Annotated in this window: 17 protein-coding genes and 1 pseudogene; 8 read left to right on the top strand and 10 right to left on the bottom strand. The window is 66.0% G+C overall.

The window, feature by feature from the left end; translation table 11 throughout:
• Positions 1 to 15: 15 nt before the first annotated feature.
• The 4 genes from JHW48_RS06160 to JHW48_RS06145 are packed head-to-tail and all read right to left on the bottom strand — an operon-like array spanning position 16 to position 4680.
• On the bottom strand, positions 16 to 1005 hold the full coding sequence (locus JHW48_RS06160; protein ID WP_419182412.1) for an ABC transporter permease: 990 nt from the start codon (positions 1003 to 1005) through the stop codon (positions 16 to 18).
• Between the two features lie 11 nt (positions 1006 to 1016).
• Positions 1017 to 2522, bottom strand: a complete 1506-nt coding sequence (locus JHW48_RS06155) for a sugar ABC transporter ATP-binding protein (protein ID WP_119886095.1) — start codon at positions 2520 to 2522, stop codon at positions 1017 to 1019.
• A complete protein-coding gene (locus tag JHW48_RS06150) occupies positions 2519 to 3625 on the bottom strand; it encodes a Gfo/Idh/MocA family protein (RefSeq protein WP_119886096.1) in 1107 nt (368 codons plus the stop codon). The genes JHW48_RS06155 and JHW48_RS06150 overlap by 4 nt, the downstream gene beginning before the upstream one ends.
• Complete coding sequence (locus tag JHW48_RS06145; RefSeq protein WP_119886097.1) at positions 3622 to 4680, bottom strand: sugar phosphate isomerase/epimerase family protein; 1059 nt, start codon at positions 4678 to 4680, stop codon at positions 3622 to 3624. Before JHW48_RS06145 ends, JHW48_RS06150 begins: the two co-directional genes overlap by 4 nt.
• A gap of 147 nt (positions 4681 to 4827) precedes the next feature.
• Here JHW48_RS06145 and JHW48_RS06140 point away from each other — a divergent pair, with 147 nt between their 5' ends.
• The 7 genes and pseudogenes from JHW48_RS06140 (at position 4828) to JHW48_RS06110 (ending at position 14186) form a co-directional block, all read left to right on the top strand.
• The gene (locus JHW48_RS06140) at positions 4828 to 5859 is read left to right on the top strand and encodes a LacI family DNA-binding transcriptional regulator (protein ID WP_119886098.1); all 1032 of its coding nucleotides are present in this window, start codon (positions 4828 to 4830) and stop codon (positions 5857 to 5859) included.
• A gap of 66 nt (positions 5860 to 5925) precedes the next feature.
• On the top strand, positions 5926 to 6465 hold the full coding sequence (locus JHW48_RS06135) for a PAS domain-containing protein (RefSeq protein WP_119886099.1): 540 nt from the start codon (positions 5926 to 5928) through the stop codon (positions 6463 to 6465).
• Positions 6458 to 9856 (top strand): chemotaxis protein CheB, encoded by a 3399-nt coding sequence (locus tag JHW48_RS06130; protein ID WP_119886100.1) that lies wholly within the window; start codon positions 6458 to 6460, stop codon positions 9854 to 9856. The genes JHW48_RS06135 and JHW48_RS06130 overlap by 8 nt, the downstream gene beginning before the upstream one ends.
• Positions 9857 to 10043: 187 nt before the next feature.
• Positions 10044 to 10633: pseudogene (locus tag JHW48_RS06125) on the top strand (IS3 family transposase); the annotation flags it as partial.
• Entirely contained in the window at positions 10610 to 10738 is a 129-nt protein-coding gene (locus tag JHW48_RS06120; protein WP_419182411.1) for a hypothetical protein, read from the top strand. The pseudogene JHW48_RS06125 and the gene JHW48_RS06120, both read left to right, overlap by 24 nt.
• A 507-nt stretch (positions 10739 to 11245) precedes the next feature.
• The gene (locus JHW48_RS06115; RefSeq protein WP_119886108.1) at positions 11246 to 13564 is read left to right on the top strand and encodes a heavy metal translocating P-type ATPase; all 2319 of its coding nucleotides are present in this window, start codon (positions 11246 to 11248) and stop codon (positions 13562 to 13564) included.
• Between the two features lie 10 nt (positions 13565 to 13574).
• Positions 13575 to 14186, top strand: coding sequence for a class I SAM-dependent methyltransferase (locus JHW48_RS06110; RefSeq protein WP_119886103.1), 612 nt, complete (start codon positions 13575 to 13577; stop codon positions 14184 to 14186).
• Positions 14187 to 14203: 17 nt separating this feature from the next.
• Here the strand turns inward: JHW48_RS06110 and JHW48_RS06105 are convergent, their stop codons facing one another.
• The 6 genes from JHW48_RS06105 to JHW48_RS06080 form a co-directional block, all read right to left on the bottom strand.
• On the bottom strand, positions 14204 to 14632 hold the full coding sequence (locus JHW48_RS06105; protein WP_119886109.1) for a c-type cytochrome: 429 nt from the start codon (positions 14630 to 14632) through the stop codon (positions 14204 to 14206).
• 196 nt (positions 14633 to 14828) lie between these two features.
• Positions 14829 to 15227, bottom strand: coding sequence for a Cu(I)-responsive transcriptional regulator (gene cueR, locus JHW48_RS06100; protein WP_119886104.1), 399 nt, complete (start codon positions 15225 to 15227; stop codon positions 14829 to 14831).
• A 120-nt stretch (positions 15228 to 15347) separates the two neighbouring features.
• Complete coding sequence (gene copM, locus JHW48_RS06095; protein ID WP_119886105.1) at positions 15348 to 15842, bottom strand: CopM family metallochaperone; 495 nt, start codon at positions 15840 to 15842, stop codon at positions 15348 to 15350.
• Between the two features lie 35 nt (positions 15843 to 15877).
• Complete coding sequence (locus JHW48_RS06090) at positions 15878 to 16255, bottom strand: hypothetical protein (protein WP_147388087.1); 378 nt, start codon at positions 16253 to 16255, stop codon at positions 15878 to 15880.
• Between the two features lie 97 nt (positions 16256 to 16352).
• A complete protein-coding gene (locus tag JHW48_RS06085) occupies positions 16353 to 16550 on the bottom strand; it encodes a heavy-metal-associated domain-containing protein (protein ID WP_119886106.1) in 198 nt (65 codons plus the stop codon).
• 88 nt (positions 16551 to 16638) lie between these two features.
• On the bottom strand, positions 16639 to 17598 hold the full coding sequence (locus JHW48_RS06080) for an IS481 family transposase (RefSeq protein WP_272835848.1): 960 nt from the start codon (positions 17596 to 17598) through the stop codon (positions 16639 to 16641).
• Positions 17599 to 17804: 206 nt separating this feature from the next.
• Here JHW48_RS06080 and JHW48_RS06075 point away from each other — a divergent pair, with 206 nt between their 5' ends.
• On the top strand, positions 17805 to 18278 hold the full coding sequence (locus tag JHW48_RS06075) for a DUF411 domain-containing protein (RefSeq protein ID WP_119887265.1): 474 nt from the start codon (positions 17805 to 17807) through the stop codon (positions 18276 to 18278).
• Positions 18279 to 18290 lie beyond the last annotated feature (12 nt).

Raw genomic sequence — 18290 nt, 5'->3', positions numbered from 1 at the left:
TCCCAGTGGTGAAATTCAGCGGGCCGCGCCGGGGTTGCGTTGCAGGACGACGGCCAGGATGATGACGACGCCTTGGATCGCCCCGTTCAGATAGGGGCTGACGAAGTCGGTCAGGTTCAGCAGGTTGCCGATCAGCGACAGGATCAGCACGCCCACGACCGTGCCCCAGACCCGGCCGAAGCCGCCCTTCAGCAGCGTGCCGCCGATGATGACCGCGGCGATGGCCTCCAGCTCCCACAGAAGGCCCGTGGTGGCGGATGCGGAACCCAGGCGCGGGACATACATGACGACCGCGATGCCGACCAGAACGCCCAGCAGGACATAGGTCATCAGCCGCACCCGCAGCACCGCGACCGAGGAATAGCGGGCGACCTTCTCGTTCGATCCGATGGCGGCGCAATGGCGGCCGAAGGCGGTGTGGCGCATCACGATCTCGCCCAGGATGGCCAGGACGGCAAAGACGATGATCGGCCAGCTGATCCCCATGATGCCGCCGTAATAGACCGGGCGGTACAGCTCGCGCATCTCGAAGCCTAGGGACAGTGTGCCCCCGTCGGCCAGCCAGGTGACCAGGCTGCGATAGATGCCCATCGTGCCCAAGGTCAGGATGAAGGCCTCGATGCCCGCGCGGGTGATCAGGATGCCGTTGATGAAGCCCGCCGCAAGGCCTGTGGCCAGCGCGATGGCGATGCCCGCCATGATGACCGGCAGGCCCGGCCCCATGGATTGGACCAGAACGTTCATCGACAGGATCATCAGCCCCGCCACGAAGGCGGCCATCGACCCCACCGACAGGTCCAGCCCGCCCGCGGTGATGACGAAGGTCATGCCGATGGCGATGATGCCGATGAAGGCCGACCGGGCCAGCACGTTGGTGATATTGGCATAGCTGAGGAAGTTCGGGTTCAGCGCCATGCCGATCAGGATCAGCGCGATCAGCGCCACGATGGGCGCGATGACGGCCAGGTTGACCTTGGGGCGCCGGGTCGGGGCGCTGCGTGCCATGCTGCTGCTGCTCATGCGGCGGTATCCTTGTGCGTTCCGTCCATCCCCATCGCCAGCCGGACGATCCCGCTTTCGGTGACCGCATCGCCCGACAGCTCGCCCGCCACGCGGCCGGCATGCATGACCACCACGCGGCTGGCCAGGCCGATCAGCTCGGGCATCTCGGACGAGATCACGATGATGCTGCGCCCTTCGGCGGCCAGGCGGGCGATCAGGGTATAGATCTGTTGTTTCGTGCCGATGTCGATGCCGCGCGTCGGCTCGTCGATGATGACGACGCGCGGGTCCGACAGCAGCGTTTTGGCCAGAAGAAGCTTCTGCTGGTTGCCGCCCGACAGATCGCCCACCGCCATCCCGCGTGCGGGGGCGCGGATGGCGAAATCCGCGATGGCGCGGTCCAGCGCCGCATCCTCGCGCCGGCGGTCGATCAGCGGGGCGCCAAAGCGGTCCAGCTGGCCCAGGGTCAGGTTCTCGCGCAGGGTCTTGTCCAGCAGCAGGCCCGCGCCCTTGCGGTCCTCGGTCAGATAGACCAGCCCGGCGCGCATGGCCCGGGCCACCTCGCCCGCGGGCAGGTCCTGGCCGTCCAGCCGCACGGTGCCGCCGCGCGGCCGCAGCCCCGCGATCGCCTCGGCCAGTTCGGTGCGGCCCGATCCGACCAGCCCGCCGATGCCCAGGACCTCGCCCCGGTGCAGGGTCAGGTCGGCGTCATGGACGACGCCCGGCACGGTGATGCCCCGCGCCTCCAGGATGGGTTCGGCACCGCGGGCGGGCTTGGGCGGGAACAGGTCGGACAGCTCGCGCCCGACCATGGCGGCGGCCATGTCGTCCTCGGTCACGTCGGCGGTCAGGTCCGACCGCACCATGGTGCCGTCGCGCAGGACCGTCACCCGGTCGGCGATGCGCTTGACCTCGCCCAGCTTGTGCGAGGTGTAGAGGATCGCCACCCCCTCGGCCCGCAGCCGCTCGATCTGGGCGAACAGCACCTCGGTCTCGCGTTCGGTCAGCACCGCGGTGGGTTCGTCCATGATCAGGACCCGCGCCTTGCGCGACAGGGCCTTGGCGATCTCGACCATCTGCTTGTCGGGGACCGAGATGCGGTTGACCGGCGTGGCCGGGTCCACCCGGCATTGCAGCTGGCCCAGCAGGTCGGCCGTCTGCGCCCGCATCGCCTTGTGGTCCAGCAGCAGCCCGCGCCGCAATTCGCGGCCCAGGAACACGTTCTGATCGACGGAGAGATGTTCGGCCAGGTTGAATTCCTGGTGGATCATGATGATCCCCAGATCCTCGGCCTGGTCCGACCCGGTGAAGGCCATGGGCCTGCCCTGCCAGCTGACCTGCCCGCCGGTGGGGTCCAGATATCCGGCCAGGATCTTCATCGTCGTGGACTTGCCCGCGCCGTTCTCGCCGATCAGGGCATGGACCTCGCCCGGATGCAGGGCGAAATCGACGCCATGCAGGATCTCGATCGGACCGAAGGATTTCGTGACGCCCTCCAGCGCCAGGACAGGGGCGGTCATGGCATCACCCGGACCCAGGCCGCGTCATCCGCGTCGGATCGGATGCAGGCATCGATGAACTGCAACCCCTCCAGCCCGTCGCGGATGCCGGGCAGCGTGTCGGGCATGCACCCCTCGCGGATGGCCTGCGCGGCCTCGGCATAGAGGTTGGCGAACCCCTCCAGATAGCCCTCGGGATGGCCGGGCGGCACGCGGCTGCCATCGGGGGTGCTGCCTGGGCCTGCGCGGCGCAGGATCTGCGCGGGCTGGCCGAAGGGGGTGTATTTCAGCGTCTCGGGCGTGTCGTGCTGCCATTCCAGCCCGCCCTTGTCGCCATAGACGCGCAGGCGCAGGCCGTTCTCCGTCCCCGGCGCCACCTGCGAGGCCCAGAGCATCCCCTTGGCCCCCGAGGCATAGCGCAGCAGGATATGGGCGTTGTCGTCCAGCCTGCGCCCGAGGACGAAGCTGGTCAGGTCGGCGGCCAGCCGTTCGGGCAGCTGCCCCGTGACGAAGCGCGCCAGCTGGAAGGCATGGGTGCCGATATCGCCGATCGCGCCGCCCGCCCCCGCCCGTTCGGGATCGGTGCGCCAGGCGGCCTGCTTGCTGTCGGTCTGTTCGGTCAGCCAGTCCTGGGCATATTCGACCTGGACCAGCCGCAGCGTGCCGATATCGCCGCGTTCGACCATCGCGCGCGCCTGCCGGATCTGGGGATAGGCGGAATAGTTGTGGGTCAGGATGAACAGCGCATCCGACCGCGCGGCCAGATCGGCCAGCGCGCGGGCCTGGTCCAGCGTCGCGGTCATCGGCTTGTCGCAGATGACATGGATGCCCTGTTCCAGGAATGCACGCGACACCGGCTCGTGCAGGTGGTTGGGGGTGCAGACGGACACAGCCTCGATCCCGTCGGGGCGGGCGGCCTCCTCGGCGGCCATGCGGCGGTAATCGCCATAGCTGCGCGCGATGCCCAGGGCACGCGCGCTGTCGGCGGCACGCGCCTCGTCCGATGACAGCGCGCCCGCGACCAGGTCGAACCGGCCGTCCAGCCGCGCCGCGATGCGGTGCACGTTGCCGATCATGGCGCCCGCGCCGCCGCCGACCATGCCAAGGCGGATCGGGCGGGTCATCGGGCCAGCCCCAGCATGCGGCGGTTGGCGTCCATATCGGCCCCTCCATCGGCGAAATCGTCGAATGCGCGGTCGGTCACGCGGATGATGTGGTCGCGCACGAAGGCCGCCCCTTCGCGGGCGCCGTCCTCGGGATGCTTCAGCGCGCATTCCCATTCGACCACGGCCCATCCGTCAAAGCCCATCACCGCCAGCTTGGAAAAGATCGCCCGGAAATCGACCTGCCCGTCGCCCAGGCTGCGGAACCGCCCCGCGCGCTGCGCCCAGGGCTGATAGCCGCCATAGACGCCCTGCTGGCCGGTCGGGTTGAATTCGGCATCCTTGATGTGGACCATGCCGATCCGCTCGGCATAGATGTCCAGGTTCTGCAGGTAATCCATCTGCTGCAGCAGGTAATGCGACGGGTCATAGAGCATCCGCGCCCGGGGATGCTGGTCCACGCGGTCCAGGAACATCTCGAAGCTGGCGCCGTCATGCAGATCCTCGCCCGGATGGATCTCGAAGCAGATGTCCACGCCGCGGCTGTCGGCATGATCCAGGATCGGGCGCCAGCGGGCGGCCAGCTCGTCGAAGGCGGCCTCGACCAGCCCCTCGGGGCGCTGCGGCCAGGGATAGACATAGGGCCAGGCCAGCGCACCCGAAAAGGCCGCCATCCGGTCCAGCCCCAGATTGGCCGAGGCGTCGATGGTCTTGCGAACCTGATCGACCGCCCAGTCCCGGCGCGCCGCCGGGTTGCCGCGGACCGCCTCGGGGGCGAAGCCGTCGAACATCGCGTCATAGGCGGGATGGACCGCGACCAGTTGGCCCTGGACATGGGCCGACAGCTCGGTGATCTGAACGCCATGGTCCCGCGCCTGCCCCGCCAGTTCGTCGCAATAGCCGCGCGAGGCGGCCGCCCGGTCCAGGTCCATCAGCTGCGCCGCGCCCGAAGGCACCTGCACCCCCAGATAGCCGCAATCGGCCGCCCAGGCCGTGATCGCGCCGAAACTGTCGAAGGGCGGCTCGGCCCCCGCGAACTGCGCCAGGAACAGGCCCGGCCCCTTGATCGTCTTCATCTGTCCTCCCCCGGAACTCCCTTCCCGGAACCGACGCTGCGACAGGCGCATGTAATCGGTTTCATGCAAAGCTGTCACAGGCTGTAACGGTTTACAACACAAAATTTTGCAGCCACGCTGAAAGCCCGGTCCACCAAGGGGTTTCCCGTGCCAGATCAACACCGTCCGCCCCGCATCCACGACGTCGCCAAGCTGGCGGGGGTGTCCGTGGCGACGGTCAGCCGCGCGATCTCGAATCCCTCGATCGTGTCCGAGACGACCCGCAAGGCGGTCGAGGCGGCCATCGCCCAGACCGGCTACACGATGAACTTCACCGCCCGGAACCTGCGCCAGCAGCAGGTCGGCGGCGTGCTGGCCTTGGTGCCGAAGCTCGCCAATCCGTTCTTCGCGCTGATCCTGTCGGGGATATCCCAGGTGCTGCGGACCCATAACCTCAGCCTGCTGGTCATGGACACGACGGCGGTGCCCGACCAGCCGCCGATGAAGGTGCTGGGCCCCTATCTGACGCGGTCGCGATCCGACGGGGTGATCGTGCTGGACGGGGGGCTGGATCCGGCGCTGTTCGACCGGCCGGGCTGTCCGCCGCTGGTCCAGGCCTGCGAATGGATCGAGGGGCTGTCCGCGCCCCGCGTGCTGGCCGACAATGTCGAGGGCGGGCGGCTGGCGGCCGAACACCTGACCGGGCTGGGCCACCGCCACATCCTGCATCTGCGTGGGCCCGCCGACAGCTCGCTGACCCGGACCCGGCACGAGGGCTTCGTGCAGGGGCTGGTCGCGGCGGGCCTGCCCGAACCCGATCCGCGCGACACGCTCTGGGGGGATTTCTCGGCCGGTTCGGGCCTGGCCGCGGCCCGCCGCCTGCTGGAGATGTCCCCCCGCCCCACCGCCGTCTTCTGCGACAATGACGAGATGGCCATCGGCCTGATGCATGGGCTGACCGGCGCGGGGCTGCGCGTGCCCCATGACGTGGCGGTGATGGGTTTCGACAATATCGAGATGGCGGCCTTCGCCCAGCCCGGCCTGACCACGATCCGCCAGCATCGCGCCCGGTTGGGCCAGCAGGCGGCCGAGACGCTGCTGGCACGGATGCAGGGGCGTCCGGTCACCGACACGGTGATGCTGGGGGTGGATCTGGTCCAGCGGGGCAGCACCGACCCCCGACCAAAGAGAGACTTGTGACACATCGTGCAAGTTTATATCTTACGCGATGACAGGTGGGCACAGTGCGCGCCGTGAAAGGACTGCATGCCCGAAAACAATCTGCCTGACGCCCTGCGCGACCAGATCGACCGGTCACGCGTCGCGTTGGCCTTGGCGACCGCATCAGGCGACATGCCGCTGGTGCGGGTGAATGCGGGCTTCAGCAGCCTGACGGGCTATGCCCCCAGTGATGCGCTGGACCGCAACTGCCGCTTTCTGCAGGGCCCCGAGACGCCCGCCGACCAGGTGCGCGCCATGTCACGGTTCCTGCGCGACGACGCGGCCGATGACGGCTGCTTTCCGGTCCTGAACTACACGCTCGACGGGCGGAGGTTCCTGAACCTGGTCTTCATGACCAAGCTGCGCGACGGCGATGGGCGGCTGCGATTCGTGCTGGCCTCGCAATTCGACACCAGCGCGTCGGATGCCCGCACCGCCCTGGCCGAGAATGACGCGGCACTTGGTCGCAACATGCAGGATCTGCGGCGGGCCGCGGGACAATTCGGCCTGATCATGTCAGATTCCACCGCGTTGATCGCCCGTTCGATCTCGACCCTTGCACGGATCAGCTTTCGCGATGAATGACGCCACGCCCGCCCGCACCAAGACGCGCCACGACTTCGCCGTCGTCGGCATCGGCGCATCCGCCGGCGGGCTGGAGGCGCTGCACGACCTGCTGCGCGACGCCCGCCGCGACGATCCGGCCGCCTATGTCGTGATCCAGCACCTGGACCCCACCCATGACAGCGTCCTGGCCGAGCTGCTGGACCGGCGCACCGCGCTCAGCGTGGAACAGGCCGCCGACGGGGTCGAACTGCGCCCGGGCCATGTCTACACCATCCCCCCCGGATCGGGCATGGTCTTGCGCGAGGACCGCCTGCACCTGGTCGATTTCGACCAGCCCCGCGGGCTGCGCCGCCCGATCGACGATTTCTTCGAAAGCCTCGCCGCGGCCCGCGGATCGACCGCGGCCTGCGTGATCCTGTCGGGGACTGGCGCCGACGGCACCCTGGGCCTGCGGGCGATTAAGGAACATGGCGGCATCTGCGTGGTGCAGGAGCCGCGCACCGCGCGCTATGACGGGATGCCGCTTTCGGCGGAATCGACCGGGCTGGTCGATTTCGTCCTGCCGCCCCAGGACATCATCGCGACCATCCTGCAATTCTTCGAATCCAGCGATGCCGATCTGGCCGAGGATGCGCTGCTGGCCGATGCGCGGCTGATCTGTCAGCATCTGCTGGACAGCTGCGGGCATGATTTCTCGGGCTATAAGATGTCCACGCTGGTGCGCCGCATCCGGCGCCGGCTGCAGGTGCTGAACCTGACGGACACCCAGCAATACCTTGCCCATCTGCGCCAGCATGACGACGAATGCGAGGCGCTGCTGAACGAGTTCCTGATCAACGTCACCCGGTTCTTCCGCGACCCCGAACTGTTCCAGACGCTGCGCGAACAGGCGATCCGCCCGCTGGTCCAGGCCGCCCAAGGCGAGGATCTGCGCATCTGGGTGCCCGGCTGCTCCTCGGGCGAGGAGGCCTACAGCATCGCCATGCTGGTCGATGCCGAGATGCGCGCGGCGGGCCAGCGGGGGCGCTTCACCGTCTTTGCCAGCGACATCGACAAGAAGATGATCGAGATTGCCCGCGCCGGCACCTATCCGATCAGCGCCTTGGCCGACATCCCCGAGGAGTTGCGCCACGACTACACCACCCATCGTGACGCGCTGATGCAGATCGCGCCGCAGCTGCGCGACCGGGTGCGGTTCTCGCTGCATTCGGTGCTGCGCGATCCGCCCTTCGCGCGGGTGGACCTGGTGTCCTGCCGCAACCTGCTGATCTATCTGGACGAGGACCTGCAGTCGCGGGTCCTGCCGCTGTTCCATTACGCGCTGCGCCCGGGCGGCTATCTGTTCCTGGGCCCGTCCGAGGGCGTGCGCCGCGAGGCCCACCGCTTCACCGAACTGGACCGGCCCGCGCGCCTGTTCCGCCGCGATGACAGCGCCTCGCGCCTGCCGCTGGAACTGCCCGCGCGCCAGCGCGGCGACGATGACGGTCCGGTGCGGGGCATGCCCTCGCGCGATGGGGCCAAGTCCCGCGGCGGCCCGGACATGGCCGCGCAGCGCCGCGTGCTGGACCGGTTCTCGCCCGCCTCGCTGCAGGTCTCGTCCTCGGGCGAGGTGCTGTGGACCGCCGGGCGTCTGTCGCGCTTTCTGACCGTCGATCCGATGGCGCGCCGCCCCGTTCTGGCCCATCACATCGTCCATGCCGGCCTGAAGGAGGCCGTGGCCCAGGCCTTGGAACAGGTCGGCCGCACCGGCCGTCCGGCCATCATGCGCGACCTGACCGCCCGGTCCGAGATGGGCAGCCTGCCCGTCGCGCTCTTTGCCGAACCGCTGCATGACGGATCCATCCTGCTGGTCTTTCAGGAGGCCGGCGCCCAGGCCGCGCCGATGATGGTCGAGGATGCGGACGAGCTGTCCCTGAACGAGGCGCGGTCCGACCTGCTGGAGGAACAGCTGCGCCAGGCCCGGCTGGAGCTGCGCAGCACCATCGAGGAGCTGGAGACCACGAATGAGGAGCTGAAGAGCTCCAACGAAGAGATGATGTCGATGAACGAGGAGCTCCAGTCCACCAACGAGGAGCTGAGCACCGTCAATGACGAGCTGAAATCCAAGATCGACGACCTGACCGTGGCCAACAGCGACCTGCAGAACTTCTTTTCGGCGACCAAGATCCCGCTGCTGGTGGTGGATCGCGACGTGCGGGTGCGCAACTTCACCGCCGCCGCGACGCGGATCTTTCCGCTGCGCCGGTCCGATCACGGCCGCCCGCTGGCCGATGTGTCCAATGTCTTCAACAGCGACGCGCTGCACCGCATGGCGACCGAGGTCGCAAGCCAGGGCGAATCGCAGGGGACCGAGCTGACCGAGGCCTCGGGCGACCGCGTCTGGCGCGTCGATGCCAAGCCCTATCGCGGGGCCGAGGGGCATCTGGACGGCGCCATGCTGGTCTTCGAGGACGTGACCGCGCTGCGCGACCTGCATTCCGCGCTGGAACGCCAGGAGGAACGGCTGAACGCCGTGCGCTCGCTGGCCCGGATCGCGGTCTGGCATTACGACGCGGCCAGCCGCGTGCTGACCATCGACGACAGCTCGGACCTGCTGGGGATCGGCCAGACGGCGCGGCTGCCCCTGTCGGCCTTTGCCGCCCTGATCGCCCCCGAGGACCGCGAGGCGCTGCTGCAGGACCTGGCCGATTGCGCCGAGGGCCGGGAATTCCGCCGCGTGGCGCAGCCATCCTCGGATGCGCGGGCCTCGATCCGGCTGGAGACGGCGGGCGCACGTTTCGGCGATGGGCCGGATGCGCAGGTGATGGGCGTGATGCTGGACGTGACCGCCGCGCAATCGGCCGCCAAGCTGCGCGAGGCGGTGATCTCGGAGATGGATCACCGGGTCAATAACCTCTTCACCCAGATCTCGGCCATGCTGCGGATGGCCGGGCGCGAGACCGACGACGCGCAGGAAGTCGTGGACGAGGTCTGCGCCCGCATCGCCGCCTTGGCCAATTCCCACAGCCTGACCACCGCCCAGGCCGGGACCGAGGGCGTGTCGCTGGCCGATCTGATCCGCACCAGCCTGTCGCCCTATGACGGCGCCCGCATCACGCTGGAGGGCGATCCGGTGGTCATCCAGGCCAAGCGCGTCGTGCCCTTGTCGCTGATCCTGCACGAGCTGGCGACAAATGCCTTCAAATACGGCGTCCTGGGCCCGATCGCCGGCGATCTGCGGGTCGCATGGCATGTGACCGAGGATGCGGTGGTCATGGACTGGTCCGAATCCTATGACGAGGACCGCGTCCAGGACGACCCGGGCGAGGGCTTCGGATCGACCCTGCTGGAGGGCGCGACCGCCCAGCTGCGCGGCCAGCTGCAGATCACGCCCGCGCCGCGCGGCCGCCAGACCCGCCTGTCCTTCTGACGGGCCCGCGCGGCATCTTCCCAAGCGCGCGGACCCGTTCCCGTATCATTCATTACTAACTTGCATATCGGTCAGGGGATTGTGGCCTGCTGCCGGTTTCGTGGACACGAAGATAAGATCGTGACCAAGGAACTGGAGAGTGGATATGACGAGATGAAAGTTCAGCCGTGAGTTCAAGACAGAGGCCGTGAAGCTGGTTACCGATCGGGGCGTAGCGGTGTTGCAGGCCGCCTGCGACCTCGATCTGTCCGAGAGTGTGCTGCGCCGCTGGATGAGGGAGCTGAGTGCAGCCCCGGCTGCTGCCTTTCCCGGAAACGGACAAATGCGTGCCGACCTGGCGGAAATCGCAGCCCTGAAGAAAGAGGTCGTCCGGCCCCGGGCGGAGCGTGACATCCTCAAGAAGTCGACGGCTTTTTTCGCGCGCGAGGCGACATGAGATTCGCCTTTATTGCCAAGCACCGGCACATTTGGCCAGTCAGTTGGCTCTGCGAGGCGCTGGAGGTGTCGCGCTCCGGCTTCCACGCCTGGCTCAACCGCTCGACAAGCACCCGCGAGATCCATGATACCAAGCTGGTCATGGCGATCGAGACGAGCTTCAAGGCCAGTGATCGAACCTATGGCGCGCGGCGCGTGTGGCGCGATGTTCTGGAAGAAGGACTGGCCTGCGGCGTGCACAGGATCGAGCGACTGATGCGCTGCAACGCCTTCAAGGCTCGGCCTCGGCGCAGAGGCATGCCCAAGATGACCACCGCGCTGCTCGATCGCCTGACCCACCGTTGCCACATCCTGGAGACCGAAAACGACGGCTTCCGGTTCAAGGCGAGCTCAGCCGCAGCGGCCACAAAAAAGAAGGAGACAAACCATACTTTGCCCCCTCTATGACCATATATCCGTAATCAGAGGTGGTTCACTTCTCGATGAAAAACCCGGCTCAGTTCTGGGTGGAAATCAACAGGCAGTGCTCAAGGCGATGCGGGATCACAGCATCTCGCAACGCCGGGCCTGCGTTCTGACAGGTCGTCGATTCGAACAGTAAGACCATGGTGTCACCTTGTGTGTCACCTTGCGGTCGCTAGATCTGTCACCAATCAGTTGTTTTCGTTGAGAAAACCTGTTCAGAGGTGGCGGAGGGGATGGGCCTGACATCCAACCTTCTCCACCTTAAGTTATTGATTTCTTTTAGGCGGTGGGGCGTCCGCGAGCATCAGTCAATGCCGCGATGTGCTATGACGGCGTTTGGCTCAATCAGTCCTTGACCTTCTAGCGACAGGAAGGAGCACATTAGTCCTGAGGGCGCGTGCATCGGCCTTCACGCGGCTGAGACCGCGAAAGGAGAAAACCATGTCCACCGTCAATCTTCACGCGAGCCACGTCCATTCCGACGCCGAAATGCCGAAGTCCCACGGGGAGCCTGCAGGCGGCCCGACGGCCATCGACCCGGTCTGCGGCATGACGGTGAACCTGAAGCCAGATACCCGCACCGAAAAGTTTGACGGAAAGGACTTCCACTTCTGCTCGGGCAAGTGCCAGACGAAGTTCCATGCGGATCCCTGGTTCTATGCCTCCGGCCGCGCCGCGGGGCGGAAGAACGCGGCCCCGGCCAACGTCCAGTACACCTGCCCGATGCACCCCGAAATCGTTCGCGATGCGCCGGGTAGTTGCCCGATCTGCGGCATGGCCTTGGAGCCGATGGTGCCCTCGGACGAGCCGAGCGAGGAGCTGATCGACTTCACACGCCGGATGTGGATCTCGGCCGCCGCGGCGGGGCCGCTCATCGTGCTGACGATGGGCGAACTCGTGGCGCTGCCGGTGCGCGACTGGATCGGGCACCAGACAGCCAGCTACCTCGAGTTCCTGCTGGCGACGCCGATCATCCTCTGGGCCGCCTTGCCATTCTTCCGACGCGGCTGGGACTCGGTGGTGAACCGATCTCCGAACATGTGGACACTGATCAGCCTGGGCGTGGGGGCGGCCTATCTCTATTCGATCGTCGCGACGTTCCTGCCCGGAGTATTCCCTGAACAGTACCGGATGGGCCACGGCGTCGGCACCTATTTCGAGGCTGCCGTGGTGATCGTGACCTTGGTCTTCGTGGGCCAGATGCTGGAACTTCGTGCACGCGAACGCACCGGGGATGCGATCCGGGCGCTTCTGGACCTCGCGCCCAAGACCGCCCGGCGCATCCTGCCTGACGGCACCGAATACGATGCGCCGCTGGAAAACATCATGGAGGGCGACCGACTGCGCGTGCGACCCGGTGATGCCGTGCCTGTCGACGGGACAGTGATCGAGGGCCGCTCGTCTCTCGATGAAAGCATGCTGACTGGCGAGTCGATGCCAGTCGAAAAAGGTCCGGGCGATGCGGTGACTGGTGCCACGATCAACAAGAACGGCAGTCTCGTGATCGAGGCGGGCAAGGTTGGATCCGATACGGTGCTCGCGCAGATCGTGGAGATGGTGTCGAACGCGCGCCGGTCTCGAGCGCCGATCCAGGGGCTCGCGGACCGCGTCTCGGCGGTGTTCGTGCCCACAGTCGTTGCCATCGCCATAATAGCCTTCGTCGTCTGGCTGACCGTCGGCCCCGAGCCCGCGCTGGTCTTTGCCATCGCCTCCGCGGTTTCGGTGCTGATCATCGCCTGTCCTTGTGCGCTTGGCCTTGCAACGCCGATCTCCATCACCACGGCGGCGGGACGCGGCGCGCAGGCAGGCGTGTTGATCAAGGACGCCGAGGCGCTGGAGCGCATGGCGGCCGTCGACACACTGATCGTGGACAAGACCGGCACGCTGACCATGGGCAAGCCGAAGCTGACCGATTCGGTGGCGCTCGGGGACCTGTCGGAGACGGAGTTGCTGTCGCTGGCTGCGGCGCTGGAGCGCGGCTCGGAGCACCCGCTGGCCGAGGCGATTGTCGAGGGGGCCGAGGCGCAGGGTGCGGCGCGGCAGGAGGCTGCAGATTTCGAGGCCGTCACCGGCAAGGGCGTACGCGGCCAGGTCGGTGGACGCGCCGTGGCGCTCGGCAACGCCGCGATGATGCGGGAGATGGGGCTGGACACAGGCGAGGCCGAAGCGAAGGCCGACACCATGCGCGCCGCAGGCAAGACCGCGATGTTCATCGCTGTCGATGGCGCGCTTGCCGGGATCGTGGCCGTGGCCGACCCGATCAAGGACTCGACCGCACAGGCGATCCGGGAACTGCACGCCCAGGGTCTGCGGGTGATCATGGCAACCGGCGACAACGAGCGCACGGCGCAGGCGGTGGCGGGCAAGCTCGGGATCGACGAGGTGCGCGCGGGCATCCTGCCCGAGGGCAAGAAGGATCTGATCGACCAGTTGCGCCGCGACGGCCACAAGATCGCGATGGCAGGCGATGGTGTGAACGACGCTCCGGCGCTGGCCGCAGCCGACGTGGGCATCGCCATGGGAACCGGCGCGGACGTGGCAATGGAAAGCGCCGGCATCACCCTGCTGGGCGGCGACCTGATGGGCATCGTGCGAGCGCGCAAGCTGGCCCGCGCCACCTTGCGCAACATCAAGCAGAACCTGTTCTTCGCCTTCGCCTACAACGCGCTTGGCGTGCCCATCGCGGCCGGGCTACTTTACCCCGTCACCGGGATGCTGCTCTCACCGATGATCGCGGCGGCGGCGATGAGCCTGTCCTCCGTCTCGGTGATCACCAACGCGCTGCGGCTCAGGCGGATCGAGTTGTGAGGGCTTGACGATGGCCGAAACACCGAACCGCTGGGAAGGCGTCCACCGAAGCAAGGAGGAGGCTGAGACAAGCTGGTTCGAAGACCGTCCGCAGGTATCGCTCGACCTCATCGCCGAGACCAGCGCGGGCAAGGATGCGCCGATCGTCGATGTCGGCGCCGGGTCCTCGAGGCTGGTGGATTGCCTTCTGGAACAAGGGTTCCGCCGTGTGACAGTTCTCGATCTCTCCGAAATCGCCTTGCGCACGGCGCGCGCGCGGCTGTCGCCAGATGCGCCAGTTGAATGGGTGGTGGCGAACGTCCTGTACTGGCAGCCCTCCGGCCGCTTCGACTTCTGGCATGATCGGGCCGCGTTCCATTTCCTGACCGAGGCGTCCGATCAGGACGCCTATCTGCGGGTCATGGATCGGGCCCTTGTCCCCGGCGGCCACGCCATCATCGGAACGTTCGCGCCAGATGGCCCGATCTCGTGCAGCGGCTTGCCGGTCGCTCGCTATGATGCGGCCCTGCTTTCGCAACGGCTGGGTAGCGCCTATCGGCTCGTCCGATCGCTGAGCCACGAACACCGCACGCCGTGGGGCAACGTGCAGCGGTTCCATTTCGGGCTCTTTCGGAAGGTCTGACGGATGTCGGGAGATCGTCAATCTACGGCCGCGTTGGACCGCTGCGCCTGCGGGTCGCGAATGTGTTCGGGCCACGTTGACTTGATGTAGTCGAGGATGGCTTCGATCTCGCCCTGGCCCAGCACGGAGCCGAAGCCCGGCATGCCCGAAGTGAAGGTCACGCCCATGTCGTCCAGAACGGCCTGACCGCCTCGGGCGATGTAGTCGATGAGCATGGCGTCGTCGTGATGCCACGTGTGGCCCGTCTCGTCATGGGGCGGCGCCGGATAGAGGCCGTTGGCGTCGGGGCTGCGCCAGTCGGGTTGCCCCTCGAGATCGACGCCGTGGCAGGCCGCGCAGTGCTCGACGTAGAGCGCGCGGCCGGAGTCGGTGCCCGTCTCGGAAGCGTGGAGGAACGCCGCGGCGGGAACCGGCACGAGCCCGATCAATACGACCAATGCAGGCATCAGATGCCGACCGGGCAAGAGCGGATTGGCCGGCATCCGGTGCGCCCATCTGCGCCAGGACCCGCCCATCAGCGAAAGAAGATGTATTTGGCGAGGGCCGCGACGGCGAGCACCACGAGGACAGCGCCCACAAGGCCCCACAGTCCCATTCCCCACATCATGCCGTCGCCCATCATCGTTCCGGTCCCCTGAGGTTCTAATGGTCGCGCGACTTCCCAGAGAGCCCGTCGATGATCGGGCAGTCCGGGCGGGCGTCGCCGTGACAATTCTCGACAAGATGCCCGAGCATCTCCCGCAACCCGGTCAGTTCCGCGATCTTGCGGTCGATCTCGCCAAGCTTCTCGGTAGCGATCGCCTTCACATCCGCGCTAGCGCGGTCACGGTCGGTATAGAGGGCGAGCAGCTGCCGACATTCTTCGACCGAAAACCCGAGGCTGCGGGACCGCTGGACGAAGCGCAGCCGGTGGACGTCCTCGCTGGAATAATCGCGGTACCCGTTGGCCGCCCGGTCGGCGGTCAGCAGACCGATGTCCTCGTAGTAGCGGATCGTCTTGGGCGGCAGGCCCGATTCCCTGGCGGCTGTTCCGATGTTCATGGCGGCATCTCCGTAGCTTCTCCCGCCAACATAAGGGTTCCAGCGGCTGGAAGCTCAAGTGATTTCGAGGCGAGCGGACAGAAGTGGCCGCGCGGTCTGCACCGCGCCGCCACTGTGGTCTCAGTTGGCGTTCTCAGCCAGCCAAGTGGTCATCCGCTCGATCTCGGGGCCCTGCGCCGCGATGATCTCTTCGGCAAGCGCGCGCATCTGCGGATCGTCGCCGTGCTCGAGCAACACCTCTGCCATGTCGATGGCGCCCTGATGGTGGGCGATCATTCCACAGGCGAAGGCCACGTCGGCATCCTCCATCATCATGCCTTCGTGCATGGCCGGCATGGTGATCATCATCTTCGCCATGTTTTCCTGGACATGCTCGGGCATGGACTCGAGGTCCATGCCTCCCATGCCCATCATTTCCATCATGCCCGCGTTCATGCCGCCGCCCTGATTGCCGTGCATGCCGCCATGTCCCATGGCCGAGTGATCCATGCCACCCGAGGCAGCCGCTGTCGTGCACTGCTCGGGGAGCTGGAACTCCGCGTCCTGCGCCATGACGGGCGCTGAGAACGCGGTAGCGGCGATAGCCGCGGCGAGGATCGTCTTTGCGATAGTCATCTTGAGTTCTCCTGAATGTATGATTTGTCGAGCGATCAGAGCCACAGACGTCGCGGAGGGGGGAGGATCACCCCAGGATCGCTTCCCAAGCCCGGCACCGGCGTCGCAGCCGTCGTCTCGTCGCTGGCCGAAGCGGTGGTAATTTCATGCGCTCCGACTGAAATCCCCGGACAGCAATGAGCCATCAGGCAACAGGCTAATGTCGCAGCATCACAGTCGACGTCCATCTGAACGGTGAGAATGCTGTGCTGGTCGCTCGGTTTGGCATGAGCGTGTTGAGTATGGGCTTCCGCTTGCGCTGTGTGATCATTGAGTGATGGGGAGCCAAAGTTGGCAGGCGGCCAGATGAAGGCGAATGACAGCGCCAGTAACGCTGCCATTGCCATGTTCCAAATCCGCGCTGATTTTTTCATCGATGGTTATCCACCAAGGAAGTGCTGCCTCAGCAGTTACAACCCGCTTCAGGTAAGCGCGTTCCTCTTGGCGCTGCTACCGACTATTGGCCGCGCGTCATGCCGCAGGGCGAGGCGAGAACCCGGCACCCTCGAGCACGGACACAACGGCAGATCGATCGAAACCCGACTCCACGGTCACCCGCTTCTGGGGCAAATCGATGTCGACCTTTGCCTGCGGGTCGACCGAATGGATCGCCTTGGTAACGCTCCTGGCGCAGCCGCCGCACGTCATGTTGTCGATCTGGAACTGCATGGCACTCTCCTGAAGGGTTCTGCTTACCTTTCAAGATGGGGCTTCCAGTTGGTGGAAGGTCAAGAGAAGCCCGGGCGCGATCGATGCGCTAGGTGTTCAGTCCCGGCATCTGGTGGATCGGATTGACGATGAATCTGTCTGGCTCTGAAGTCCAGACCTTGCAGATGTATTCGTAGGGTGTGACACCGCTCAGCGTCTTGAGCCTGCGTGCGAAATTGTAGGCGGCGATGAAATCGGCGAGGTGCGTGCGCAGCTGGCTGTGGCTGTCGTAGTGGTAGCGCTTGACGGTCGCGTCCTTGATCGTCCTGTTCATCCGCTCGACTTGGCCATTCGTCCACGGGTGGTTGGGCTTGGTCAGCCGATGCTCGATCCCGTTTGCCTCGCAAATCATGTCGAACCGCATTTGCCGAGAGTAAGGAGTGTTACGGTTTCGAGGCTGCTCTGCGAACTGGATGCCATTATCGGTCAGGATCGTGTGGATGCGGTAGGGCACGACGTCCAGAAGGTGCTCCAGGAACTCCCAAGCGGTTTTCCTGTTGGCCTTTTCCGCCAATTGAACGACAGCAAATTTGCTGGTGCGATCAATGGCTACGAAGAGGAAGAGCTTGCCTTCGGCCGTCTGCACCTCGGCGATGTCGATATGGAAGAAACCTATCGGGTAGCGCTTGAACTTCGCACGCTTGGGCTTGTCCCCGCCCACGTCCGGCAGTCGCGAAATGCCATTCCGCTGCAGGCATCGGTGCAGCGCCGAGCGCGTCAGATGTGGGATAGAGGGCTGAAGAGCGTAGAGGCAGTCGTCCAACGGCAGCAGCGTATGGCGCCGAAACGCGACGATTGTTGCTTCCTCGGCCTCACTCAAGACCGTGGAGCGTGGCTCCTTCGGCCCAGTCTTACGGTCCTCAACTGTCTCGCGCTTGCGCCACTTCGCGACAGTCTTTGGGTTGATGCCGAGCTCCCGGCTCAGCTGCGCGAGCGAAGCTTGCGATCGCTGTATTGCAGCTCTGACAGCGTGCGTGGTCGTGGCGCTCCCGTGACGAACTTGTCCCATAATGCTTCCTTCCATTCCTGCGAAAGGATTGCACCATCAAACCATGGGATCAAACACCTACGGCTCAACCTTCCGTGTACGAGTGACGATTGCGTCCCTGTTGGATGAGGCGTGTGAGTAAGCTATCAAAGAAGAATGCGGGGTGCGGACGGTTTAAAGACTATGCTGCTTGCCGCGATGACCTTGCGTGAAGAAAAGGATCCACGATGCGATTGATTGTTTCTCGCCGGGGTTTCGTAATTGGCGCGTGCGCTGTTTCGGTGACGGCCGCGTTGCCCGCGGGGGCCGAGGGCAGACCTGGTCTTCATGTCCTCAGGGATCCCGACTGCGGATGTTGCTCGGCCTGGGTCGAGATCCTGCAGGCGGATGGCTTCGAAGTGACGGTCGAGGAGAGCGAAGGAGCGGCGCTCGCGCAGTACAAGCTCGACAACGGTATCCCGCAGGCCATGGGTTCGTGCCACACCGGCAAGATTGCTGGATATATGATCGAAGGACACGTTCCGCCTGCCGACATCCGCCGACTGCTGGACGAGCGTCCGGACGCCATCGGAATTGGCGTGCCCGGCATGCCCTACGGGTCACCGGGCATGGGGCCGGAGAGCGAACGTGAGGCCTTTGAGGTTTTCCTCATAGGGCGCGACGGATCGACTTCAGTCTATACCAGCTACGCCGCAGCGTGACTTGAGTGCAGA

The sequence above is a fragment of the Paracoccus aestuarii genome, assembly GCF_028553885.1.
Taxonomy (GTDB): Bacteria; Pseudomonadota; Alphaproteobacteria; order Rhodobacterales; family Rhodobacteraceae; genus Paracoccus; species Paracoccus aestuarii.
Note: the sequence above shows the minus strand (reverse complement) of the source record. Positions and strands in the feature narration are given on the sequence as shown.